This window comes from Rubinisphaera italica, from assembly GCF_007859715.1.
In the GTDB taxonomy this organism is placed as follows: Bacteria; Planctomycetota; Planctomycetia; order Planctomycetales; family Planctomycetaceae; genus Rubinisphaera; species Rubinisphaera italica.
The window spans coordinates 4,323,157-4,347,962 of record NZ_SJPG01000001.1 but is presented as its reverse complement, the minus strand read 5'-3'; the positions used below and the strand labels follow the sequence as shown (position 1 = coordinate 4,347,962).

General features: G+C 49.0%; 19 protein-coding genes. 8 read left to right on the top strand and 11 right to left on the bottom strand.

The genetic code is table 11. From position 1 onward, the window contains the following. Nucleotides 1–116 precede the first annotated feature (116 nt). Together Pan54_RS16290 and Pan54_RS16285 are read right to left on the bottom strand one after the other, a co-directional pair. Nucleotides 117–1,010, bottom strand: a complete 894-nt coding sequence (locus Pan54_RS16290; RefSeq protein ID WP_146504487.1) for an ATP-grasp domain-containing protein — start codon at nucleotides 1,008–1,010, stop codon at nucleotides 117–119. A gap of 90 nt (nucleotides 1,011–1,100) precedes the next feature. Next, nucleotides 1,101–2,411: an SGNH/GDSL hydrolase family protein gene (locus Pan54_RS16285; protein ID WP_146504486.1), complete on the bottom strand. Its 1,311-nt coding sequence runs from the start codon at nucleotides 2,409–2,411 to the stop codon at nucleotides 1,101–1,103. A gap of 343 nt (nucleotides 2,412–2,754) precedes the next feature. Here Pan54_RS16285 and Pan54_RS16280 point away from each other — a divergent pair, with 343 nt between their 5' ends. After that, a complete protein-coding gene (locus Pan54_RS16280) occupies nucleotides 2,755–3,429 on the top strand; it encodes a hypothetical protein (RefSeq protein WP_146504485.1) in 675 nt (224 codons plus the stop codon). 138 nt (nucleotides 3,430–3,567) lie between these two features. Here Pan54_RS16280 and Pan54_RS16275 read toward each other — a convergent pair whose 3' ends face one another. After that, complete coding sequence (locus Pan54_RS16275; protein WP_146504484.1) at nucleotides 3,568–4,206, bottom strand: 3-keto-disaccharide hydrolase; 639 nt, start codon at nucleotides 4,204–4,206, stop codon at nucleotides 3,568–3,570. A gap of 195 nt (nucleotides 4,207–4,401) precedes the next feature. Between Pan54_RS16275 and Pan54_RS16270 the strand changes: the two genes are divergently transcribed. Next, nucleotides 4,402–5,535 (top strand): sulfotransferase family protein, encoded by a 1,134-nt coding sequence (locus Pan54_RS16270; protein ID WP_146504483.1) that lies wholly within the window; start codon nucleotides 4,402–4,404, stop codon nucleotides 5,533–5,535. Between the two features lie 67 nt (nucleotides 5,536–5,602). Then, nucleotides 5,603–6,103, top strand: a complete 501-nt coding sequence (locus tag Pan54_RS16265) for an acetyl-CoA carboxylase biotin carboxyl carrier protein (RefSeq protein ID WP_146504482.1) — start codon at nucleotides 5,603–5,605, stop codon at nucleotides 6,101–6,103. 86 nt (nucleotides 6,104–6,189) lie between these two features. On the opposite strand, the gene Pan54_RS16260 is transcribed toward Pan54_RS16265, so the two are convergent. Next, nucleotides 6,190–8,244 carry a prolyl oligopeptidase family serine peptidase gene (locus Pan54_RS16260; RefSeq protein WP_146504481.1) on the bottom strand — a complete coding sequence of 685 codons (2,055 nt, stop codon included), beginning with the start codon at nucleotides 8,242–8,244 and terminating at the stop codon, nucleotides 6,190–6,192. 306 nt (nucleotides 8,245–8,550) lie between these two features. Here Pan54_RS16260 and Pan54_RS16255 point away from each other — a divergent pair, with 306 nt between their 5' ends. Then, nucleotides 8,551–9,588 (top strand): hypothetical protein, encoded by a 1,038-nt coding sequence (locus tag Pan54_RS16255; RefSeq protein ID WP_146504480.1) that lies wholly within the window; start codon nucleotides 8,551–8,553, stop codon nucleotides 9,586–9,588. 68 nt (nucleotides 9,589–9,656) lie between these two features. Here the strand turns inward: Pan54_RS16255 and cls are convergent, their stop codons facing one another. Continuing rightward, nucleotides 9,657–11,075, bottom strand: coding sequence for a cardiolipin synthase (gene cls, locus Pan54_RS16250; protein WP_146504479.1), 1,419 nt, complete (start codon nucleotides 11,073–11,075; stop codon nucleotides 9,657–9,659). Nucleotides 11,076–11,391: 316 nt separating this feature from the next. On the opposite strand from cls, the gene Pan54_RS16245 reads away from it, so the two are divergent. Then, on the top strand, nucleotides 11,392–12,039 hold the full coding sequence (locus tag Pan54_RS16245) for a Maf family protein (RefSeq protein WP_165441809.1): 648 nt from the start codon (nucleotides 11,392–11,394) through the stop codon (nucleotides 12,037–12,039). On the opposite strand, the gene rfbC is transcribed toward Pan54_RS16245, so the two are convergent. Next, nucleotides 12,024–12,572, bottom strand: coding sequence for a dTDP-4-dehydrorhamnose 3,5-epimerase (rfbC, locus tag Pan54_RS16240; protein WP_146504477.1), 549 nt, complete (start codon nucleotides 12,570–12,572; stop codon nucleotides 12,024–12,026). The two genes, Pan54_RS16245 and rfbC, sit on opposite strands and share 16 nt — an antisense overlap. A gap of 143 nt (nucleotides 12,573–12,715) precedes the next feature. Here rfbC and Pan54_RS16235 point away from each other — a divergent pair, with 143 nt between their 5' ends. The 3 genes from Pan54_RS16235 to zwf all read left to right on the top strand — a co-directional run bounded on the left by Pan54_RS16235 (nucleotide 12,716) and on the right by zwf (nucleotide 16,742). Then, complete coding sequence (locus Pan54_RS16235) at nucleotides 12,716–13,876, top strand: S1C family serine protease (protein WP_146504476.1); 1,161 nt, start codon at nucleotides 12,716–12,718, stop codon at nucleotides 13,874–13,876. Between the two features lie 290 nt (nucleotides 13,877–14,166). Further along, entirely contained in the window at nucleotides 14,167–15,015 is an 849-nt protein-coding gene (locus Pan54_RS16230; RefSeq protein ID WP_146504475.1) for a SirB1 family protein, read from the top strand. 164 nt (nucleotides 15,016–15,179) lie between these two features. Further along, a complete protein-coding gene (gene zwf, locus Pan54_RS16225) occupies nucleotides 15,180–16,742 on the top strand; it encodes a glucose-6-phosphate dehydrogenase (protein WP_146504474.1) in 1,563 nt (520 codons plus the stop codon). Between the two features lie 317 nt (nucleotides 16,743–17,059). Here the strand turns inward: zwf and Pan54_RS16220 are convergent, their stop codons facing one another. From Pan54_RS16220 to Pan54_RS16200, 5 genes are all read right to left on the bottom strand, one after another. Continuing rightward, nucleotides 17,060–17,869: a hypothetical protein gene (locus Pan54_RS16220; protein ID WP_146504473.1), complete on the bottom strand. Its 810-nt coding sequence runs from the start codon at nucleotides 17,867–17,869 to the stop codon at nucleotides 17,060–17,062. Nucleotides 17,870–18,012: 143 nt separating this feature from the next. After that, nucleotides 18,013–19,191, bottom strand: coding sequence for a methionine adenosyltransferase (gene metK / locus Pan54_RS16215; protein ID WP_146504472.1), 1,179 nt, complete (start codon nucleotides 19,189–19,191; stop codon nucleotides 18,013–18,015). Nucleotides 19,192–19,391: 200 nt separating this feature from the next. After that, nucleotides 19,392–20,714 (bottom strand): 3-deoxy-D-manno-octulosonic acid transferase, encoded by a 1,323-nt coding sequence (locus Pan54_RS16210; RefSeq protein WP_242631349.1) that lies wholly within the window; start codon nucleotides 20,712–20,714, stop codon nucleotides 19,392–19,394. Nucleotides 20,715–20,751: 37 nt separating this feature from the next. Then, on the bottom strand, nucleotides 20,752–21,120 hold the full coding sequence (gene queF, locus Pan54_RS16205; protein ID WP_146504470.1) for a preQ(1) synthase: 369 nt from the start codon (nucleotides 21,118–21,120) through the stop codon (nucleotides 20,752–20,754). A 140-nt stretch (nucleotides 21,121–21,260) separates the two neighbouring features. After that, nucleotides 21,261–24,401 (bottom strand): DUF11 domain-containing protein, encoded by a 3,141-nt coding sequence (locus Pan54_RS16200; protein ID WP_146504469.1) that lies wholly within the window; start codon nucleotides 24,399–24,401, stop codon nucleotides 21,261–21,263. Nucleotides 24,402–24,806: the final 405 nt, after the last annotated feature.

Sequence of the window (24,806 nt, the reverse complement as noted above, 5' to 3'; positions counted from 1 at the left end):
TTGGTTCACTGAGAATGAACACTACAAGCACGAAGCGCAAGCGAGTGAGTCCACGGGTTTCAAGACACACACTCGCTTGCGCTTCGTGCTTGTAATTCGAGTTGATTGTATTAGTTCTATGATATTTGATCTTCCAGCCAACTCATAAGTCTTTGTGGAATATTTATCTCTGTCACGGCTTGAAAATGTTTCCAGCCAGGGCAGGCGTTCACTTCAAGAAGATAGAGTTGCCCCTCAGTGTCGCGAATTAGATCGACACCGCCAAAGATGACGCCAGTCGCTCGGCAAGCGGCTACTGCCAACTCACTTTCCTCCTGAGTGAATACGTGTCGTTGTGCGGTTCCCTGCTGAGCACAGTTTGCGCGGAAGTCATTGGTTCCGGTCCGTCGAATTGCTCCGATTGCTTTTCCATCGAGGACCATCACACGAATATCGGACATTTCTGCATCGATGAATCGCTGTTGAAACAGTACCGCTCCGATCTGTTGCCAGGTATAAAAGACACGCCGGGCGGTTTCGAAATCGGTGAGTCGTAACATGCCCCGGCCTTCAGCTCCGAAAATCGGCTTGGCAATAACATCCCCTCCCAATTCCTGAAAAGCAGTCAGAGCCTCTTCGACCGTTTCACTGCAACTGCTTTCCGGAATCGATAACCCAGCCTGCTGACATCGGGAAAGCGTGAGGAATTTATCAATTGCACATTCCATCGCTTTCGGGGGATTGATGATTGGCATTCCTGTTTGCTCGAGCGTCCAAAGCAAATCCATCCGGTAGACGATCTGCTCCAATGAGCCAGGCGGCATCCCCCGCATCAGACAGACATCAAACTCTCGAAGATCAATTTCAAGTCCAGAGTCTGACTTCGCCAGCAGTTTCACACCCGAAGAACCGAGCGTACTGCGAACCGAGGGAATCGAAACAACTTCACATCGATGTCCACGTGACCGAGCAGCCAGCACAAGCTCGCCATTCAATCCCCCATCGACCTGACCAAGAATGAGGATCCGCATTGATGACGAACTTTTAACGAGCCAGTTTCTTTTCTGATTGAAACCGTAGAATCTAATAAATGTAGAAGTTTTTCAAAATATTATTTTATCTTAATTGAATGAAAGCGGTCGCACTGTAATCGTATATTGAACAGGTTTGACGGCAGATTTGGCTTTTTGGTAAGCGGCATCGTCAATTTCTGTCATTTTGCGACGGATTGTATTCAGTGCATTCTGCACTTCAGGATCGTCCGCTAATTCTCCAGGCATTTGCCGAAAGTTAGTCACAATTCCTTTTATCATCTGCGTTTCAAAGGCCTGCTTGCGAGCGACTTCGTTCATTACTTGCTTAAACGGTTCGACAAAAGGGTTGTCCTGAAAATCCGTTGCCAGATTGATTCCTGACTTCAGTTCTTCCCATGTATATATTTTTGTTGACTCTCCGAAAGTAACTTCAGCACGAGGAGTTTCCAGTCCAGTAACTTTCAAAATGAAGCGGTTCATCTCTTCATCGAATTGAGTATATGGCAAAATGCTGGAGGTTCCATTCGGGTCAATGTAACCACCATAAAAGCAAAACGGGTAACGATTACTTTCCAACTCGATTTTACCATCACTATTGTTAAGCACTTTATGACCAGTTGTCGCCTCAACTTTGTCGGCTGACAAATCGACAGTGATCGTCCCGATTTTTCCGTCCAATCCGAGTGCTTTCAAGAACGCGTAGGCCATCAGTAAATGACCGTTTGCTCCGGGATGGACTCCATCACCACCAGCAACCGGATACTCTTCTCCCAATTCAGCTTTGGCCGCTTTCATCGATTTCATCATCTCACCAAACACGTCGGCATGAGGTGACTTACTTTCTTTGGCAAGTTCATTAGCAATTTGGCCGAGGTGTTTGAGATTGTCGTTATAGACTTGATCAAATTCGGGATTGCCTCGTTGCCACGTGAAACTATCAACAACGCCGGGAGAGCCAACCACAATTGTCGCTCCGGCTTTTTGCATCCGGTCAATAATCCGACGCATTCCTTCTTCATAGGTTTTGCCGATCTGCTCAGTGTATTCGCGATACGAACCATCGTTCATGCCGTAGCAGGTGGTGACCACATCAGGGGTCCACGGGACGAGATCGTTCTCCATTCGAGCCGCAAAGCCGGGAGCCCGTTCTCCACCCCAGCCAAACTGAAAGGTCTGAATCTCCAGTTCGGGATAACAGGCCAGCAGATACGTTTCGATAAACTTGCTGTAGAGTTTCTGTTCGGTAATCGAATCGCCGATGATCGCCAGTCGATCGCCTTTCTCCAGCACAGGAGTTTCTGCAGAAACAACTCCAGAAAGAGCTCCAACAACAAGGGCCAATCCAGCAAGAATATGTTTCATAATTGGGGCTTTGGCAATCAAGGAGAGAGGAAACATGTTTAAAATGCAAACTGTGTAAATGAGAACGAAATTCAATAGATCCGCCAGGACATCAGGTTCAAAAAAATGGCCTTAGTCTGGAAAGTTAAAATCTGTTCATGAATTATCATATTCTCCACGAAGACGCAAAGAAATAGAAAAGGTTGGAATCGCTGAAAGAGAATGCCTGTCCAAACATTGCGGAAGGTCATTTCAGTTTTGAATCATTCAAGCATTTTCATTTCCTGTACAGACGAGTTCACAGGATCCCTCTATCCACTTGAAAAGTGAGCGAATATCTTTCATTCTTGATACACTACAACTATCAACAAATTCAATCAGAAATTCACAGGAGCAGAAAATGATTTTTCGCCTCGCCATCATTGCGACCGTTTTGCTGGCAACAATTTCTCAAGTCCATGCTCAGTATGATGACGTAAAAAAACAGGGTGGCCGAGTTTTGCCACTTTCGCAAGCGGATGATCGTGTCGAGATTTCCTACCATCTTTCGAGTGATGAGATCACCGATGCCAATCTCCAGCCGCTCGCCGGTCTCGAAAAAGTCTATGCGATCAACCTCCGCGGCACCAAAGTCACGAATGCGGGTTTGGCTTCCATCTCAAAGCTGGAGTCCCTGACACGTCTGCATCTTGAAAAAACAGACATCGGCGATGAAGGGCTAACCCATCTCTCCGGCTTGAAAAATCTGGAATATCTCAATCTGTATGCCACCAAAGTGACCGATGCCGGACTCGCCTCACTCGAAAGCCTGACGAAGTTGAAGAAGCTTTATCTCTGGGAGTCGGGAGTGACAAAAGCGGGAGTTGAAAAACTGCAGGCTGCCTTGCCCGAACTGGAAATCATTGCAGGTTTTGAAGAACCAAAACCAGCAGTCGAAGAGCCGAAACCAGAAGAAAAGCCAGCCGAAGAAAAGAAGCCCGAAGAAAAGAAACCAGCCGAGGTGAAGCCAGCAGAAGAGAAGAAAGCAGAAGAGAAGCCAGCAGAAGAGAAGAAAGCAGAAGAGAAGAAAGAGTAAATTGAAGTTTACCAGCACAAAGCACATGCGAGTGTGTTGAAATGAGAGAAGAACACACTCGCTTACGCTTCGTGCTGGTATTTGATTTGTAAAATGTGAGGGCGGCTCCTTGAGCAAGCCCCCTTATAATATTCTGAACTACTCCGGCAGGCGTTTCACTTTGATATCACGGAAATAGACTTTGCTGCCGGGGTCGTGAGCCTGCAAAGCAAAAGTTCCTGAAGATAGCACACGGTCGAAGCCTTCCCCCGGTTGAGCTCCCGGTGGTTCGTAGTAATCGACGCAGACTTTATCGTTAATGAGGGTTTGCACGTGATTTCCCTTGACGATGATTTTGTAATCGAACCATTCGTTATCGACAGCCGGGGAATCGTACAGGATGTTGGAAACGGCATAAATTGAGGCGGTTTTCTTCGGGTCTTTTTCGTAGGTGTTATTCACCTGACATTCAAATCCTCCTTTGGGCCAGCCTTCATCCTGATATTTGGTGTGGAAGTAAATCCCGCCATTGCTGTTTGGCAGAGTTTTCACCTGGCACTGGAATTCAAAGTTCTTAAACGGTTTGTCATCTCCCACATAGAACAGGTGGCTGCGTTCTCCCTGACACACAAAGGCCCCCTCTTCAATTTTCCAGCTGTCGGGATGTTCGTTGATCTTCCAGCCGTCGAATGTCTTTCCGTCCATTAAAGAAACCCACCCGTCCTCACCAGCCTGCAAGGTTGATGCCATCGATAACAGAGATACAGTCGCTACGAGGATGAGAGAGATTTGTCGCATGGGCGTTCTCCTTGGTGGGAATTGTTTGTGTTTTGGGGTAAATTGAAGCGGTCTCAAGTCAAAAATGGTTTGAGTAATGATCTTCGCTCTACAATTCTTATACCCACAACTGTTGATGGATGCCATCGTCGAAACTGAAAACTGATCCTGAAAATTGGCTTTCCGGGGCATCGATACCAAGAAACTGTGATACCTATGGCTGAACACGTTGCTTCCCACGCTCCCAAAGCTGCTCGTAATTCGCAACGGGGACTCGTTATCTGGCACGGCATGCGAATGGGAGATTTCGCGAAACTGATCCGAGTCGGAGCGGAACTGCACTGGACACAACTCCATCGCATCCTGCCAACCCTGTTTATGACGGTCCACAATTCGGTCTGGGCTCCCATCGAAAAAATGCGGTTTCGCAAACAGATTGAGCAGACCGAAGTTCAGCCTCCCGTCTTTGTCCTCGGCCACTGGCGTTCCGGCACCACCTACCTACACAACCTGATGACCCTCGACGATCGATTCACCTACCCGAATCTCTACGAGTGCATCTTCGCCCATCATTTTCTCACCACAGAGAAAACGATGGCGGGCCTGACGAATTTCATCGTCCCGAAAAAACGGCCGATGGACAATATGCAGACCGGCTGGAAGCTGCCGCAGGAAGACGAAATGGCCCTGCTGCTCACCACCACATATTCCCCCTATCGCAACCTGGCTTTTCAGGGACACCGCGAACGCTACGAAGACTACTTCGATTTCAAAAACGCGGATCCCAAAGAGCGGGAAGAGTGGAAGCAGGCGTTAATGACGTTCGCCAAAAAGCTGACCATCCGCAACAACAAGCCGATCGTTTTCAAATCTCCCGGACACACGTACCGCATCGAAATTCTGCGGGAGTTGTTTCCGGATGCCAAGTTCGTCTACATCCACCGACATCCCTACGATGTCATTCGCTCAACGATCTATCTGCGGGGCGTGATGTTCCAGACCAACGCCCTCGGCCGGTTGAATCTCGAACGGAACGAAGAACTGATCTACGAAGCCTACGAGCAGTGCATCCGCACGTACGAGCAGGACAAACAGCAAATCCCCGAAGGCCACCTGACCGAAATCAAATACGAAGATCTCGAACAGAACCCGATCGAGCACATGCGAAAAGTCTACGAAGACCTGAGCCTGCCGGCTTTCGATCACGTCCAACCGGAAATTGAGAAGTATGTCGCCGGACAGAAAGAATACAAAAAGAACGAATTCGCCACCGATCCTGTGCTGGCTGAGGTCATCAACACGCGCATGAAATTTGCGTTGGAGAAGTATGGGTATGATCCAGTGACGTGAAATGCCACAACAGCATCCCCAAACGTGTGTTTTAAATCATTTCATACAGCCAAGCTATTGATGACTTATGGATGAACATTCATTTCATGAACGGATTCAATCAACACCCGGTGACATCGACTTACTTAGAGAATACGCGCATTGGCTGGTGACAAATAAAGACCCTCGTGGAAAACACCTGATTGCAGAACTCGATGTTCGTGATGCAAAAGCTCAATTGATCCAATCAGAATCAGATCTATTCCAAATGAGGTCTGTTCGCAGTTGTGACTTTGAGTGGCTCGATTCTATTCTGCCACTCAAAGTCGCATCGCCAGTTGCAGGCAAGTTCTATTGTGCTCCCGCTCCAGATGAGCCTCCTTTTATTAAGCAGGGCGACTTCTGTTTCCCCGACACCATCATTGGAATCGTCGAAAGTCTGAAGGTGTTCCACAAAATTCCTGCTACTTACAGCGGCATCGTAGATGAAATTGTTGTTACCCCAGGAGCATCTGTCACCTCTGGTGAAGTTCTCATAAAACTCGTACGACCACAGAAACCGATAGCTCACGGAAAACAAAGCAACTAAGTATAAGAATGGATAGCCGTTTTTCTGAGGCTTCGCTTCGACCACAGCCACCCAAACCCTGTTAAGTTGAACTTTCTGGTTCTCTCTCACCGCCAATACTCATCAAAGAACCCTGCCTCAACCACTTGTCCTGGCCAGAGTGCATTCGGTTTGGTGTTGAGGTTAATGATTGACCAGTCGGGAAGTTTGGGGACCTGGCGGGCGTTGTTGAGGTAGGCGTATTCTCGGTAGGTGAAGCCGCTGTTGAGGACGATGTAACGGCTCGGGTTTTCGGGGTTCGGGAAAATCAGGATCGGGGCGTGGATGGCTGGATCGTAGGATTTGCCTTTGAATAGCAATTTCTCTTCGGTCCACTCCAGTGGAAGACGGTCGATAATCTTTGCCAAATATTGATTGCTGGAGGGATCGCCGAAGAGAATGAGGTTAGAGTTGGCGATTTTGTCGTCGGTCAGTTTTGTATCGTCGACCACAACGGCATCGCCGCGGAAGTGGCGTCGCCATTCTTGCACGAAATGCTCTTGTTCGGAGCTTGCCCAGTCGCCGACCTGATCTTGCCAGCTGGTTCCGGTGGGGGAGACGACGGTAAACGACTCCATGAAGGCATCGTCGACTGGTCCCTGCAGATTATGCTTCTTCTTTAATCCGGTTGGCTCGACTGACTGTTGAACCCATTGACGGCCTGCCCATCGTAAGGAACAGGACCAGGAACGATCTGTCCCCGGGCGATCCAACTCCAGGATTTGCTTGTGCAGAGATGGACGGCTTTGATATTTGGTGGTGAGATGAATTTCGATTTTCTGATCCAGCGGAAAGGGGCACGTTCCAGCCGGGAAGTTTAATTCCAGTCCAGTGACACCCTGAACGGAAACCAGAATGCGTTTGTTTTCGGGTACGAGTTCGGCATAGACGCGGGACGGTTCCCAATGCTGTTCCAGTCCGGTGACGGTGAGCCAGTGCAGTTTGTTGTACTTCAATGTGTGCGTGATGAATCGTAATTGTTGGGGAGGATCGAGCGAAACGTGTTCTGCGAGAATGTCCAGTTTTGCGGTGATGATCTTGTTCGATTCGGGATGAATCGCATGTTTGGTTTCCGGACCGATGATGTGCGTGAGTCGCATATTCTCTTTTGCGAGCGCCTGTTCCATAATATCTGCGGCCTGCTTTTGAATATCGAGTTCTCCGCTATAAGCAACCACGGGTAACTGATAAAGATTGAGAGCGTTATCCGTGCAGTCGTACATTCGCCAGAGTTTTTGTTCGTACCAGGTCGGATTGAGCGTCTCCTGCTGGAAGGATTTCAGGAACTCGGGAGTTTCGGCAAAACCTGCTCCCGGGTTGGCGGCGAAGAAGAGATCGGGATAGTGGACCGCCATTTGCCAGCAGCCTGCACCGCCCATCGAAAACCCGCGAACGGCTATCCGATGTTCATCGATCCGGTAATTCTGTTTCGCATGTTCAAGAGCTTCGAGCACATCGACTTCGCCTGCGAACTTGAAGGCGTTGCTGTAGCGTCCGTAGGGATGCAGTATGAACGTGTTAGCGGGCTGATATTGTCCGCGACGGTTCATCCGCTGGTTGATGAAACTCGTTTCGAGCGTTTTTTCACCGCGACCATGAAACCAGAGATCGAGTCTGAACTTGTCGTTGTGTCCGAACGAATAATTGTGAGGAATTTCGAGGCCGTACGGTTGAACGGTGTTATCGATGCGAGATCGATATCCGCGAACGACCAGTCCGGTTTGAGTTGTCCAGGGAGCATCCCCTTCCAGCAACGCCTCTGCTCGACGCTTTCCCTCTGCTAAAACCGATTTGGCCGCTTTAACTTCGTTATCCGAATAGAGTTCCGAGTGTTCGATATTCTGTCGCAAGGCTCGTGCGAAGATTTCAACATCTGGGAGGAGAGCCGGGGTGCGGGCATCTTTTCGTTTTCGCAATTGCTCGATCATTCCATCGAGTTGATCGATGCCTGTCGTCAATTCCTGATGGTCCTGTTTACTCAGTGATATTCCCACCGGTGGTACGGCTCGGACTTCGCCCGGGATATTATCTTGAGGTCCATCAGCACGAACCGAAGACGTCAGGGAACCGAGTAAGGAAAGGGTGATGGCAAACAACAGCGAGCGGTATTGTAGTTTTTGCATGATTGACTCCTTGCGATGTGAAAACTCCTGATTCCGACTGTAACGAACCTAATTGGCGTTGTGTACTGATCTGTAAATAACGGTGAAAACGAAATTTTGAATTAAAGTTGGATTTATGGTGATCAGGGAAATTGGTTTATCCGATATTCATTGATAGGGAGCCGTACATGCGCATGGCGTTGTACCGCGATAAGACCGTTCAATTCATTATGTCAGGCGGAGTTCTGCGTAGTGATCCGAGGGCAGAGGGAATCGCTCTCGACGGATGATATGACACAGTCCAATCTCAGGGAGGGGATAATACCGATGCTTTCACCAGTCCTTCGCAGTCTGGCTTTTGCAACTGCTATCACACTTTGCTGCGGCAGCCTTGTGCAGGCCCAGCATGTTCCAGGCACTGGATCGAAGTCGACAACGCAAAGCGACGACTTTGAAACCGGAAACTGGAAATTCAATTACAACATGCCCAAAAGTAGCCGGGAACAGGACGAGCAAGTCCGTGGTCCTCTGGCCTATTCAAGCAACAAAAAATGGCGAGAAGGCCCTAAACGGGGAACTCCAGATCATGTCGTTCGCGTTGAAACTCCACCAGGTGGCCTCGAAGGCAGCCAGTACGCTTTGTCTTTGAAATCACTGCACACCGGGATTCCCGGTCGTGTGACTTACGAACAACAGCAGGACGATCTATTGATCAACACTCGCCCGGTTCCAGTTTCCTGGTCACCGAGTTGTGTCGTTCGCATCTATCTGCCTGAATGGGATCAGTGGGAAGATCGTACTGGATCTCACTTCGGCGTCCGTGCCGACCTGCGAACAACGATCAAGAAAGAAGAGGATCTTCCGATTACAGATCCTCGTTCAAGAGATGGCGGTCGGAGCAACCGTGGTGGCCTCTTCGGACGTCTGTTCCGCACCGCCATGGTCGATACTGTCGAGCCATACTGGCCAGGCATGTTCATTCAATTCCACAGCAAGACCGATGGCAAGTTTGAAAATGACTCTGCAATGATTGTCGTGCGTGGTGATCACACAGGAAACGTAATCCCCGGTCCTCACATCAGTCAACCAGGTTGGTGGACTCTGGGAATGTCTTTCTCTCCAGACGGAGCCGTCCACTATTACGCCAGCCCAGGCGTGGACGATTTGACATCAGCTGATCTGATTACCTCACAGTATCCCTACGGATACAAAGCCCACACGTTCACCACGATGTTCTTCAACAACGTGAATAAGGACGATGGGAAAACGTGGTCTACCGAATTCATCATTGACGACCCGGCTATCTACTATGCCGCTGGCAGCAATGGTCGTCAGGCGTCATCGTCGAGCAACTCTCGACGATAAACGTCAAAGTGACGGTAATAATAAAATGGGGCAACGGGGTATGGCAGTTTTGCCGTACCTCGTTTTTTTTAAAGAAGCGGAGCCATCAAGCGGGCAATTGCTTCCCCGAATGTTTTGAAGAAGCCACGATTGCCCCAGTGATTGAGATGAATTGGATAAGCCGATTCGAGATATTTCTGCTGTTGATCCGAGATTTTTTGAATCGTTTCTTCATCGAACAGGATCAAGTTCATTTCCAGATTCAAAGCAAACGAGCGGATATCCATATTGCTGGTGCCGACGAGTGCAAATGTTTTATCGATGGTCAGTGTTTTGGAATGCAATAATCCTTTTGTGAATAGATAGATCTCGACATCCATCTCAAGCAACTGACCATAAAACGAGCGTTGGGCCGCACTGACGAGAATCTGGTCAGACTTCTCTGGCAACACAAGTATGATTTGTACTCCACGCAAACGAGCCACTTCAATCGCCTGCAGCAACGATTCATCGGGAATGAAATAAGGAGTTGTAATGGTCACTTTTTTGCGGGCCTGATACAACATTGCCACAATCAGTCGATGCAGATTCATTGTGTGATAAGTAGGACCACTTGGAAATAACTGCAGCGTTTCCTCACCCGCAGCTTCCGGCGTCGGAAAACATTCTGCTTTTTCGAGTTCCGCATTGGTTTCTGCATACCAGTCGGTCAGGAAGACAGCCTGCAACTGCATGACGATAGGCCCCTGCAGACGCATCATCAAATCGTGCCAAATCAACTTTTTGGTGCCGTAGTCGGGATTGACAATATTCTGACTGCCGGTGTAGGCGATCTTGCCATCAATCACGACCAACTTGCGATGATTCCGCATATCAATCCGGTGAAAGCGTCTGCGGAACAGGTTCACCGGGAGGATCGGAAACATTTCCACACCTGCGGCCTGCAAATCTTTGGCTCGCGATTTCAAAAAGCGACGGGAGCCAACCGCATCCACCAGCACGCGGCACTCGACGCCTCGCTTCTCCGCTTCAATAATGGCATCGGTCACACGTCGACCGATTTCATCATCCCGCCAGATGTAAAACAGAAGATGAACACAGACCTTGGCTTCATTGATATCTTGAATAATCCGGTCAATCGCTTCGGAAGTATCGTCGATCAGTTGAAAGTCATTGTTGGCAACAGCCGGCATCTCGCCCAGTTGAACTGAGAGCTGATGTTTGGATTGCCCATCAATTCCAGACTGAGGATCGACGCAGTACTTTTGGAGCATCGGCCACATATCCAGTTGCAGCGCGCGACGACGCCGAGCGTGTTCGGCAATTCGTCGACGAGGGAGACGGTTTTCTCCGAAGATGATATACAAGGCCAGGCCGATCATCGGTTGAAACGAAATCACGGCAATCCAGGCCAACGCCGAAGGTGGGCGATAGCGGTAGGCGATAACTGGGATGACCAGGATGCGGACAATCCATTCCGCAAATAAATACAATACAGAAAATTGCATTAACGAATTCGCTCCATAGTAGATCGTTCCAATTCAAGCTTCTCGTTGTGTGCCACTGCTGGCATGCCCAGCAGTGCTAATTACTGAGTTAATAATAGGATCAGTCGATATTTCGTATGCGGCCGCAATACCAGATGGTTTGAATGTGATCTGCATCATAAAATGAATCTGCGAATCTCCAATACGGAATTCGAACGAGATCAGATAAAACGTTACGATGTAACTTTACAGTACTGTTGAAGGGTAATGGTTGAGGGGTGTTAAAAGACAGGCTTCCAGCTTGTGTGTTCAGAGGATCGTTAGAATAATCATGAATATGTCAGATCTATCAGGCAAGACGATCATTCTCGGGTCGCGTTCACCGCAACGCCGGGAACTGCTCGAACGACTCTATCCTGAAGCAAGGATCGAAATTCTACCACCCGATGATCCAGAAGAATTGTCGTTTGATAGAATCCATTCCCTCGAAGGTATCCATCAGCAGATTCAACGCATCTCACGTCTCAAAAATGAAACCGTTGCCCGGCAATGCAAGGGTCAGAAGTATGATTACCTGCTGACTGCTGATACGGTCATTGTTGTCGAGCCGACGAATAATCATTATCTCGTACTCGGGCAGCCTCCAGAAATGGATTATGCTGCTACCGTCAAATTCTGGTTTGGAAATTATTATCTCGGCAAATCCCATCAGGCGATTTCAGCTGTCACGATACGCAATCGAAATCAGAAAAATTTCGAGACACTAGTGACGACTACTGTGCAGATGCAGCAGGCCTCCTCAGCCTTAGTAGACTGGTATCTGCAGACCGACGAACCACGTGGCAAAGCGGGAGGGTACGCCATTCAGGGGCTGGGCAATTTATTTGTCTCACAAATTTCAGGCAGCTTATCAAATGTCGTCGGCTTGCCGATGTTCGAGACGCAGGAACTATTCGAGCGAGCAGCCGATCAAACTGCGGGGTAAGTCGCGCATTCAGTAAAAGGTAAACCTTTTTTATCCTTTTCCGAAAGGATCGGATCTCCTGTCATAGGCCATTCTATCCCAATTTGTGGATCGTTCCACATCAGGACATGTTCGTCGGCAGCATCGTAGTCAGCGGTGCATTTGTAGAGAAAATCGACAGAGTCACTCAGAACATAAAACCCATGAGCACAGCCGGGGGGCACGTAAAGCTGCTGAGGAGTCTGTGCGTTCAATCGAACGCCCGTCCATTGCCGGAACGTTGGAGAATCTTCCCGCAAATCGACTGCCACATCGTACACTTCCCCCTGCAGAACTTGCACAAGTTTCCCCTGTGGGTTTTTCAATTGATAGTGCAACCCACGTAAAGTTCCCAGCCGTGAACGGGAATAATTATCCTGAACAAAGTTCGCATCGATACCGAATTCGGTATACCTGGATTGACGATACATTTCCATAAAGAAACCTCGGGAATCGCCGAATACATCGAGTTCCACAATCGAGCAATCAGCGATGGAGGTGGGGAGAATTTTCATTGTCGATAAGATTCCATTTGATTTTCAGCAGAATTTGCGTTGCAATAGAATGATTATTCACTCGCCGCTTTTAAAAATTCAGATATCATGATGCGGGTGCCATTGCGTTCACAACATAACAAAACATCGAGAGAAATAAATCTATGAAAAAGATCTGCAATGGAACAGTAAAGGCTGGATGTTTATTGATCGTGTTTTCATCCCTGCTGGTCGTTGAGATTTCATCGAGTCTGGCTCAGGGAGTTTCAGACCTGGGTAGCAAATCTCTTGGCACAAGCCGCACCGCTCTGAAGATTGCGACCGATGCAAATGTTGCCGAGAATGATCTTGTTGCAGATCAAATTCCGAAACAGGCCCTCAAACAACTCGATCCTGAAATAGATCGGATCCCATTTGATGATTTGCCACTCTCTCCCCAGGATTTAAAACTTCTCGAAGAAGCGACCATCGAATTAATCCCTGACTATCAGGCTGCCACTGTTAATATTCAAGTTGGTGGCGGTCAGGGAAGCGGTGTGGTGATCAGCCCTGAGGGGCATATTCTGACAGCCGCTCATGTCGTGGGTGAAGTTGGAAACTCAGTCGTCATTGTATTTACAGATGGACGCCGACATCGCGCGACTGTTGTTGGTCTCGATGTTCGAGCCGATGCTGCAATTGTGCGACTCGATGGCAAGGGCCCCTACAAATTCATTCCGATGGCGACCAATGAATTCGCAAAACCGGGACGCTGGGTCGTTGCGATTGGTCATCCCAACGGATACGAAACAAGTCGACTTCCTGTCATTCGGCTCGGTCGAACTCTCTCAATCACTCCCCGAACAATTCAAACAGACTGTTCACTCGTCGGTGGAGATTCCGGTGGACCACTCTTCGATTTGAATGGTCGCGTGGTCGGGATTCACAGTCGTATCGGTGTCAGTAACAGCATCAATTATCACGTCCCCGTTCAAGTCTACTTAAAAGACTGGGAAGAGTTGAACGAAGGTGACACACACGATGAAGACTCCGATAACAATTCCAAACCCGCTCCTCCACGAAAGGCTTATCTGGGAATTCGCGGTCGCGATGCCACCGGTAATGGTTGTATCATCACAGAAGTCAGTCCGAATGGCCCAGCCGAAGATGCGGGAGTCAAACCGGGAGACATTATTACAAAGTGCGATGGCAAGAACGTAAAAAACTTCAGAGACCTTGTCGCGGCTTTGAAATCGAATCAGCCCGAGGACGAAATCAAAATTACCGTTCGTCGAAAAAACGCAATGAAAGAATTGACGGTGAAACTGGGAGCCACTGAGTTGTAGCAGTGACGAACATTATATTTAAGAATATTCGAGATTTTGCTCAGTTCATTGCTAAAACAGAACATCGTTTGCACATCTCTCTGCAACATTTCTAATTCGTAAAGTGGTTTAGCAACAGCGATTTCTGACTCACATTTGAGAATGATTTACACTCTCCAAATTCCGATTGTCTTCTCGTGCCAGTCCGGGTAGGATGCGATTAATGGATGTCACCCCCTGAAGTGACCTAGAACGTTATTCAGGAAGCACGTGGCAAGACTATTCAAGGATTGAAATTTCCGGTTGGACCGATGAATCTACAAGAAATACGCCAGGAATTTGTTGAAGACACCGAGTTTTTGAAACTCTGTGATCGTTACGAAGAGATCGATCTGTCTGTCGCGGCTCTCGAATTGGCTCGCGACTATTATCCCGATCTCGACTTCGACCACTCCCTCGTCTGGATCGATGAACGGGCAGACGAAATTCGTCAGCAAACATCTTCCTTCCAGAAACCGTATTCGCAGATCGAGTTTCTTGCAGAGACAATCGGGACAAGGCACGGATTACGCGGCGATAACGCCGCTTTTCAGGCCGCCGATGGCAGCTTTATGAATAGTGTGATCAAAACCGGCCGTGGCATCCCGATCAGTCTGTCCATCCTATATATGGCTGTGGCAAAACGCGCAGGCATCGATTTGGAAGGTGTCGCTGCACCGGCTCATTTTCTGACACGACTCGAAACCATCGAAGGCCCGGTCTTTCTCGATGCCTATACCCCAGGTCGTTACATGCAATACGACGAATGTGTCGACTGGGTGCAGACGATTGCCGATGTTTCTCGTAGCGACGCCAAATCCGGTCTAAAATCTGTCGGTCATCGCACTATTGTCACACGCATGCTCAACAACCTGAAAGTACTCTATATCGAACAACAGAAGTGGGAGCATGCCCTGCGCGTGCAAAATCGTCTCCTGCTGCTCAATCCTTCCCAGTACGCTTCCCGGCGTGACCTGGCTTTAATTTCGCTCAAAGCCGGTTATCCAGGAGAAGCACTTGCTCTGCTGCGAAAAGTGGTCTCGGTGGCTCCTGAACTCGAACAGCGGATGCTCCGAAGTCAGATCACTCAGGCGTTCAACGAAATTACTCGTTGGAATTGATGTTGTCGGATTGCTGACATTGTCGCTCAAAAGCGTTAAGCTGCAAATGTGGTTCGCTGGATTCCATATGATGGATTCAGCTGGCCGCACTGGGCCGCTCGACTCTGACTACTAAACTTGTGAAAACTTTCATAAGCGACAACGATTTCGCCAGGCAATACATCATGCAATTTTCCGCATCTACACCGACAGAGGCTTTAGCGAAGCCAGCCACCATCCTCATTTTCGGAGCCTCGGGCGACCTGACGGCTCGCAAACTGGTTCCTGCGTTATACACGCTTTGGAAAACAGGATATCTCCCCAAAAGCACTCAAATTGTAGGAGTGGCTCGAAGAGAAAAGACGGACGAATCGTATCGCGGCGAAATGTTAGAAGCCGTCAAAACATCGTCACGTACCGGGGAAGTCACTCAGGAAAACTGGGATCTCTTTTCCCAGTCTTTACATTACCGGGAAGTCGATCTGGAAAAACCGGAGCAGTTTGATGCTCTGAAAGTTTCGCTGGAGAAACTGGAAGAAGAAAATGGTTTGGGCGGACAACGAATCGTCTATCTGGCGACCGCTCCTCAACTGTTTCAGCCTTCTGTCGAGGCCCTTTCAAAAGCGGGAATGATTCCTGCCCCAGATGCCCCGAACTGGTTACGCGTTGTTGTCGAAAAACCGTTCGGTCACGACCTGAAATCCTCACAGGAACTCAGCGCCAATCTCAGCAAATTGCTGGCTGAGAAGCAGATTTATCGTATCGATCATTATCTCGGTAAAGAAACCGTACAGAACATCTTGCTGTTCCGCTTTGGAAACTCGATATTTGAGCCTCTGCTCAATAGAAATCATGTCGACAATGTACAAATTACCGTGGCCGAATCGCAGGGGATGGAGCGTGGACGTGGCGGCTATTACGATCAATCGGGAGCACTGCGGGATGTTCTGCAGAACCACGTCTTGCAATTACTTTGCTTGATCGCGATGGAACCTCCCTCGTTATTCCGTGGTGAAAATATTCGCGATGAAAAACTGAAAGTCCTTCAGGCACTCCGCCCCGGAGATCCTGATAACATCGATAACTGGGCGATCCCCGGTCAATACACGGCTGCCGAGAAAGATGGGCAGGTCCTCAAAGGATACCGCCATGAAGAACGGATCCCGGAAATTTCCCGTCGGGAAACATACGTCGCGATGGAAGCCCGGATCGACAACTGGCGCTGGGAAGGCGTGCCTTTCTACATGCGAACCGGGAAACGCCTGCCCGCTCGTGGAACTGAAATCGCGATCAAATTCAAGCTGCCACCGCTGAATCTGTTCTCAACCGTTGAGTGCGATGGCGACATGTGCGAAATGGTTGAGGCTCAGCAGAATACCTTGGTGTTCCGCATTCAGCCTTACGAAGGCATCATGCTGCAATGCTCAACCAAACGTCCAGGCATGCAGTATCAGATCCATCCGGTCACAATGGACTTTGCCTATAACGATGCATTTCAAATCGATATGCCCGAAGCCTACGAACGACTCCTGCTCGATGTGATGCGGGGCGACTCGACCCTCTTCACCCGCAGCGATGAACTCGAAGCGGCCTGGCGATTTGTGACTCCAGTCCTCGACCATTGGGAGAACCGCACAAAAGATCCCGAATTCTACCAGGCCGGCAGTTGGGGGCCTGACGAAGCGGATCGGTTACTCACACGAGAAGGCCGCACCTGGCGTAAACCGAGTTTCCAGAAGAAATATTAAGAACGTCTATCAAAACCGACTTTCGATATGTGAAACCAATTTTTCCTATCAGAATTACTATGGATAAATTGATCAAGAACAGAAATCAAATAATTCAATTTCTCAATAGTGAAATTGAATTACTGAACCACAGAGACACAGATAACACGGAGAGTTTTTATAAATCTAAGCTTAACCAAATTTCCAATATTTTTGTCACTCCAGATTTGCACAACTAAATTTCTCTGTGACCTCTGTGTCTCTGTGGTTTTAATTTTTCACAGATTTATGACGTCTGGTTTCGTATAACAATCTGGTTTAATTAACGGTTCTAAGTTTTACGCAGCATGTTTGCTGTTCGCAGCGGCAACCGCCTGAAAGCCGATTTCCACGGCAAGGGGTTTGTCTGCATTCGTATTGCGTCGGACATCGACACGGAATCCATGTGGATACACTTCGCCGATCGACGCTTCGACATCGGCATCGCCGAGTGGTTCGCATTCAATTTCCGGATGACTGGATAGTGAGGGCGTAAACACAGCATGAGCAGACATCTGTTTCTGCCCGGCTGCCATTTCCAGTCGGAGCATTCCTTCAAGAACTTCCGAGCCGTCTGATTGTCGTTTGCGGGAAAGCCACTGGATAACCTGCTCGTCCTCAACAACCGATTCCGTCTTCTTCGTTTGTGAAGCAGGGTGAATTTCTGGAGCAGAGGCGATCTCAGCCGAGGAATCTGTCGCAAAGAAACTTAATAGACGAGAACCTATCAAAAGCGTTGATCCGACGGTAATTAAGGTCATCAGGCAGAATGCCCAGACACTGCTCGCTGGAAAGCTGGAGATTAAGCCACAGAAAATTCCGCAGCTTATCAATCCGGCAATGCACAGCACCTGATCGCGTTCAGAATTGGCCAGCAGACGATTCCGCAGCACATATCCAATCGACATCACACCGAGACCGAGCAGCGCGATGCTCAAACCAAGCTGCCGAATGAGATCGGCTTCTGGATGGAATCCGCTGAGAACCCGAGCCGAAAGCATCAGCAGACCGAGAGTGATCCAGGTCACTCCGATCGCCCAACTCGCCTGGAGATCCTGAGATTCACGAATCTCCCGTGCCCACTGCTCGCAACGCTGACTCCATGTCATGGCGACACTCCTTCGTACGCCGAATTTTATTTAACATCAACTTTTTAGAGTTCAGTCTAGCTTAAAACGTCGCCCAATTTTGATATTCAAAGTTGAATGTATCACTGCTGGACTAGCCAGCAGTGGCACACGTCAAACGACATTTAGCTCATCACAAACTCTGTCTGAGGAACTTCACTTCCCAGGCCGACCGCTTCACGCAGTGCAGACGCTTTGTTTGTTGATTCCCAGGTGAAATCAGGATCATTACGACCGAAGTGTCCACCCCAGGCTGTTTTCTGGAAGATCGGGCGTCGCAGGTCGAGAGTTTCGATGATGCCTTTGGGAGTCAGTGGGAAAATCTCACGGACAGCGGCTTCGATTTTTGACTCGTCGACTTCGGCAGAACCGAAGGTATCGACTCGCACACTCACAGGCTCAGCGACACCAATCGCATAGGCCAGTTGAACTTCACATTCGGTTGCCAGCCCAGCTGCGACGATGTTCTTAGCGACATAGCGTGCCATGTAAGCTGCAGATCGGTCCACTTTAGTAGAGTCTTTTCCACTGAAGGCTCCGCCGCCATGTCGTCCCCAGCCGCCGTAGGTATCGACGATGATTTTTCGTCCGGTCAAACCACAATCGCCGTGCGGGCCACCGATGATAAACTGCCCAGTCGGATTGATATGATATTTGGTTTTGTCGCTGAGGAATTCTGCAGGGACAACGTCTTTAATAATCTGCTCAATCGCGAAATCGCTGATCTCTTTTTGTGACACGCTTTCGGCATGTTGAGTCGAAATAACAACCGCAGAAACTCCAACCGGACGGGAACCTTCGAACTCGACACTCACCTGACTTTTGCTGTCGGGACGCAACCAGTTCACTTCCCCTTTTTGACGAGCTTCCGTCAAACGATTCAAAATTCGATGCGATAATGCAATTGGGACCGGCATGAATTCTTCGGTTTGATGGCAGGCATAGCCAAACATCAATCCCTGATCACCGGCTCCGTCGCGATCGACTCCCATGGCGATATCGCTCGACTGAGAATGCAGACGAACATCAATTTCGCAGGTCTTTGCGTTGAAGCCCAGATCGTCGCTGTTGTAACCAATCTCATCGATCACTTTACGGGCGATGGCTGCGTAATCGACTTTGGCATTAGAAGTGATTTCACCAGCCAAGCAAACGAAGTCTGTTGTGCAGAGTGTTTCGCAGGCGACGCGGGAGAGTGGATCCTGAGCCAGCAAGGCATCAAGTATGCCATCGGAGACCTGATCGGAAACTTTGTCCGGGTGCCCCATACTGACAGATTCACTCGTGAAAATATAATTCGACATTCTGATTCCTCGATACAAACTCTGCGTTTGAGCAAATGAAACTGCGTGAAAATCGAATCGATTGTTCAACACAGTATTGATTGGAGCTGTGAATACTCATGACACATCGTCAAGAATGCGACTGGACTCCAGATTTCCAACTCGCCATTTTAGCAGGTCGAGCGGGGACGGAAAGTCAATCTCCCCCTCAATTTACTCACTCAAGCAGCAGATTTTTGAATTCTTTTGAACGGGATTTCCAGCGTTTGTTCGATCCATTCCATCGTTTTCCGGGTTGCACCCTGCTGGGAGAGTACATATTTCCGGGCGGCATTGCCGATCAACTCTGCGTTTTCGGGCTGGTGCAACAGTACCGAAATACAATCGGCCAGCTCATCACCTGTAGGGATGACCATGCAAGCTTTGCGACGTTCGAGTTCCTCGACAACTTCGATAAAGTTCCAGGTATTCGGCCCCAGCACAATTGCGGCTCCATATCCTGCAGGCTCCATCATGTTCTGACCGCCCCGCTGATTAAAACTCCCGCCGACAAAAGCAATCTCTGCCAGACCCCAACAGGCGGAAAGTTCGCCGAGTGTATCGAGCAATCGAACGGTTGAAGAATCGGCATCACGCCCTGACTGTTCTCCAGAATTGACCAGTGAACGGCGTAAAACTTGAGATCCCGACTCCTGGATCAACTGAGAAACTTCGTCAAAGCGTTCCTGATGTCTGGGAGCGATGATGAGTTGTAAGTCTGGAAATTCGCTTCGAAGTGTTTTCCACGCAGAGAGAATCAGAGACTCTTCCGGCTCCCCTGTGCTGCCCGCCATCATGACGGGAGCGTCCGGCGAAATTGCAAATGCGTTCCGAAGTTCCTGAACACGAAGATGATTACGATCCGTCATCAATCGATCGAACTTGATCGACCCAGCAGTTTCGAGCCGACTCGCATTTGCTCCCAGTGCGAGAAAACGGTCTGCATACTCTGAATTCTGGGCAACGATTAACGAGAATCGCTGGAGCAGAGGACGGATCAATGAGCGAAATCTGCGGTAGCCTTTGAAGCTGTTGGCACTCAAGCGACCATTGATTAAAGTGACCGGAATATTAGCCCGATGAGTTTCCAGAATCAGATTCGGCCACAACTCAAGTTCGACCAACCCCAGACAACTGGGCTTCAATCGCTGAATCACATTTCGGACGGCCCAGGAAAAATCGAGTGGGCAATAAAACAGTCGGCAGTCGGGATAAGTCTTCCGAGCAACCTGCATTCCGGTTTGCGTCGTAATACTGATCGCGACTTCCCAGTCGGGGTGCCGCTCTTTCCAGGAATTCACGACCGGCTCAATCTGCAGCACTTCCCCGACACTGACCGCATGAAACCAGACGCACTCTGCATGACTATCTCGACGAGGAATCTGTCCAAGGAACTTTTCTCGAAACCCCTCGCGGTATCGACCCGTTTTCAATCGTCGATAAACCAGATATGGAAACGCCAGAGTCAGCAATGAGAGATACAGAATGTTGAGCAGATATCGCACGAGAGAGAATCCATTCGCTCTGGTTATCTTAAAAAAATTATTCGTCCCAGTTTTCGTCCGGATAGCTGACGATCACATTCGTCCGGATTCCGCCACGAGGTGTGAACTCGGCTCGGATTTCCATCGATCTTGGCTGGGTCACTGCGACTAAATCGTCCAGAATTTTGTTGGTGACGCTTTCATAAAACGCTCCATGATTCCGATATTCCTGCAGGTACATCTTCAACGATTTGAGTTCGAAGCAGACTTCGTCGGGAATGTAAGCAATTGTCAGAGTGCCATAATCTGGCTGACCGGTTTTCGGACAGACCGATGTGAACTCCGGACAAATCGTTTCGATCACATAATCGCGATCCGGATTTGGATTTTCAAAAGTTTCCAGCAGGTCGCGTGACGGCTCAGTCATGGGAAGTATCAGTTCAGCAAAACAGTTATAGACGATGGGAATCAGGTTTCAGGGCACGGACGACATTGTTCAAGATCGTAAGCACAATTTCGAATAATTATTGGCTCAATCTCTAGTTAACAACACCCTGCATCTGAAATTTATTCGCCGTAGACTATCACCTGTTCCTGATGTTTCAAGGGAGTCGTAATCTGATCGGCCAGCACATCGAATTCGACGCGTCCATCCCCGGCTTGTGCGGCACTGAAGACCAGATCAAACGTCGCTTCTTCATTCGGCACTAGTTTCGCCATCGGCTTGAAGGTAATACTGGCTCCGTTTTGCACACCCGTTACCGGACCATTAGCAGAGATGTACTGTAATTGTGCTGGGATCTTACAGGTGACGGCCACCTGAGTGGCGTCTGCTGATCCCCGATTGACGACTTTAAACCGCATTGAAACCCGCTCTCCCTGAGAGACCGGACCACGGACATCGGGAATACGAACCGCCAGTGAGGGAAAACCTTCGATTTTAACCATCGTACTGATTTCCGCCTGATGACCGGAAGAATCTTCAGCAGTGACAATCAGATTTTGAGCCCCGACTTTGCTTGGCTCCAGTTTCGATGAAACTTCCAGCTTCTGTTTGGGCTCCAGTTGAGGAATCACCCAGGTGATCGATCGCAATTGATCGTTATACATCCCTTTTTCAGTGGCTGACTGGAATTCAAATCCGGGAGGAATTTGCGCGACGAGTCGAACATTTTCCAACACTCGGCTCGAATTATTCTGCACAGCCGTTTTGTACTCGGCGACATGACCGACGAATCGTCGAGTAGGCCCACTGTGAGCGACACTCATCACGGATTCAATCACATTCACTTTGACTTTGCCCTGAGCAGAAACATCGCCATCGGCTTTCACGCTAGCCACATTTTCGAGTCCACCCACCTTGCGGGCGACCATCGTGAGATTGATTTCCTTCTGCTCGCCACCTTTGAGCTGACCGATTTCATATTCGAGATCGGTGCCAGCGGGGTGTTCGAGGCCATCGGGAATCAGGTTTCTCAAGATGACGTTCTGTGCATCACCTTCGCCGGAGTTGGTGACGAGAAACTGAACCTGGACAGCTTCATTCAATGCGACTTCTTCGGTGCACTTGAGTTGAATTTCGAGTCGAGGCGCAGTCACCATTGTCTGCGAAGAAACAGTCGATTTGTAGCTGACCGTTGATACCGATCCAATTTTTCCTGACTCGATCGGCACAACTCGGACAAGAATTTTCTTCCGTTCACCCGGTTTGAGTTCATCAAACTTCCAGTGCAAAGTTTTCTCGACCAGTTCTGCTCGGGGAATCGTCCCTGTCAGCTTTGTGCCAGCCGGGAATTTGTCTTCGACGATAACATCCCGAACACTGACTTCCCCAGCATTTTCAATTTCGATCGTGTAAATCAATGGTTGACCCAGCACGGCATTGTCGGGCGCATTCTTGTGCAGTTCAATTTTCGGTTGCAGCATGCTGACGGAAAGATCGTTATCGACCCGTGCCCCACCAATTAAAACGTCGTCTTTGGGGGCGGCAGGTTGATCGTTCAACTCCAGTGGAGCAGGTTCAGCATTCATCCGAACGTTGCCGGTCGTTTCTTCCGGTTCTGCTCGAGGGAACCCCTGATTCGCAAATGGATTCGTTTGTTTTTCAGGAACTGGTGCCATTGCTGGAGCAGGAGAGGTGCTGACTGTCGGGGTTGGTTCTACAGTTGGTTCTGGTTGGAACGGCTCTGGTTTAGCCGGCGGCTCTGTATTTTCAGGCTCAGCCGAGAACGTTGGGAATCCAGACGGACGCATTTCTTCCGCTGGTTTTTCCGTGGCTGGCATTTTCTCAGCTGGAGGTTGAACCGCGAAAGGATCGGCTTGAGCTTCTGGAACGGGCTCCGGTGCTGGGGAATCAGCAGGAACAGATTCCGGAGCCGTATTTGTGTCCGGCGGTGTCAACATGAACGGAGAAGGCTCCGTTTCAGTCACTTCTGGCTTAGTGACCGGTTTATTCCCATTGAATTCCGGCACAAGTCGATATGGATCATCCGCTTTTGGAGTTTCCGATGCTGCCTCTTCTTCAAAACGTGGGAAGAAGGGCTGAGGAGTTCCATTTGTTTCTGGTTTTGGTTTTGGTTCTGTTTCTGGTTCTGGTTTAAACTCAGGCGAAGGTTCCGGTTGAGCCATCAATTCCGGCTGAGGATTCACAGCTGGCAGTGGCTCTTCGTTGGCCACAGGAACCTCGACGGGAGTAGGTTCATCCTGAGGTTCCGACGGATTAAATCCAGGGAATTGGCTGCCTGGCTGAACTTTCGGTAGTTCAGTTGGCGCGTCTGCTTTTGTCGTCTTCGGTTCATCAAATGGTGATCCCGATTTCGGGCCTGCTACTGGCACATTAAATGACTGAAGTTTCGGCTTGGATTCATTGGCTGGTTCCGGAAAAAATGCTGCCTTGGGAGCATCCTTTTGATCCATTTCAGATGACTGAGGTGGATTTGCATTCTCAATCGGTTTGGCTTCATTATTGTCGAAGGCAAAGAATGGGGGCGGTGCATCGGTTGGTTTTGCTTTTGTATTGGCAGCCAGTTGAATCAGTTCCTGAGCCGCTTCGGTTTCGGAAACTGGTTGCTCATTTCCTGTAAATTCCTGAACGGCATGCACGACCGGAGCCATCAGTTGAGCTGGTTTCTCTGCCGTATTATTCAGATCAGTCTGAACTTCATTCGCTGTCTGAACAATTTCCGATTGCCATTCGTCAACCTGTTCTTGAGTGGCCCGTTCAAATTTCTGACCGGCATTCGCGAAATCGCTTTTGATGTCGTTGAATTTTTGATCGACAGGGGCACGAAAGTCTGCGAAAGGATCATTTACAGGCACACGAGGGGTGCGATTTTCGTTAGCAGGAGGAGGATCGAAAGAATTGGGTTCCTGCTGAGGCGGAAGATTACCCGCATCGGCTGATTGTGGATAAGCCGAGGAGCGTTCCAAGGAGGAATCTTGCGGCGGATTTCCCGCATCCCGCCTGAAATATGGGCTGTTTTCAGGTTCCGGTTCGTTCTGGGATTCGGCAAAATCCTCAGCGGAAAGCATCCCTGAAGCCGGAGATTCCTCTCCCAATTGAGAGTTTTCCAGCTGAGAACTATTCTCAGTGAATTCTGTTGGATTCTGTGACTGCTTGTCCAGATTCTGCTGAACCTGCATCAAACCAAAAAATCCAACCGCCAAGCTTGCGGCTAACGCTGTCAGCTTCCAGGCTGCACCCTGCATGGGATTCCCTTCCCCAGTGATATCAATAACTTACTGCGATGACGCCACACTTTCATCCTGAATGTGACGTAAGATCTTGAGCCATATTTTGCAGAAATACCATTTTTGGCAAATTTTGCAAACCCCAGTTTTTTGCAGAACCCTTTAGAGAGATACTACGTTTAAGAGGAAATGAAAACAAATTTTTTGACTCTCACATGCTCTATCTGTACTGAATGACTCTCGTTGAATAATTATGTTGAGAGGATTCAGTAAATTCCCAAATCCATTTGTAAAGCCTTCTGAATTCACAAACTACTGTGAGGCAATGCCTTACGGTGAAATGAATTATTGCGCAGGGACTTTTTGAATCAATTTTCAAAAAAAATGCTTCGTATGCGAACTTTTTTCAACCATGTGTCGTCA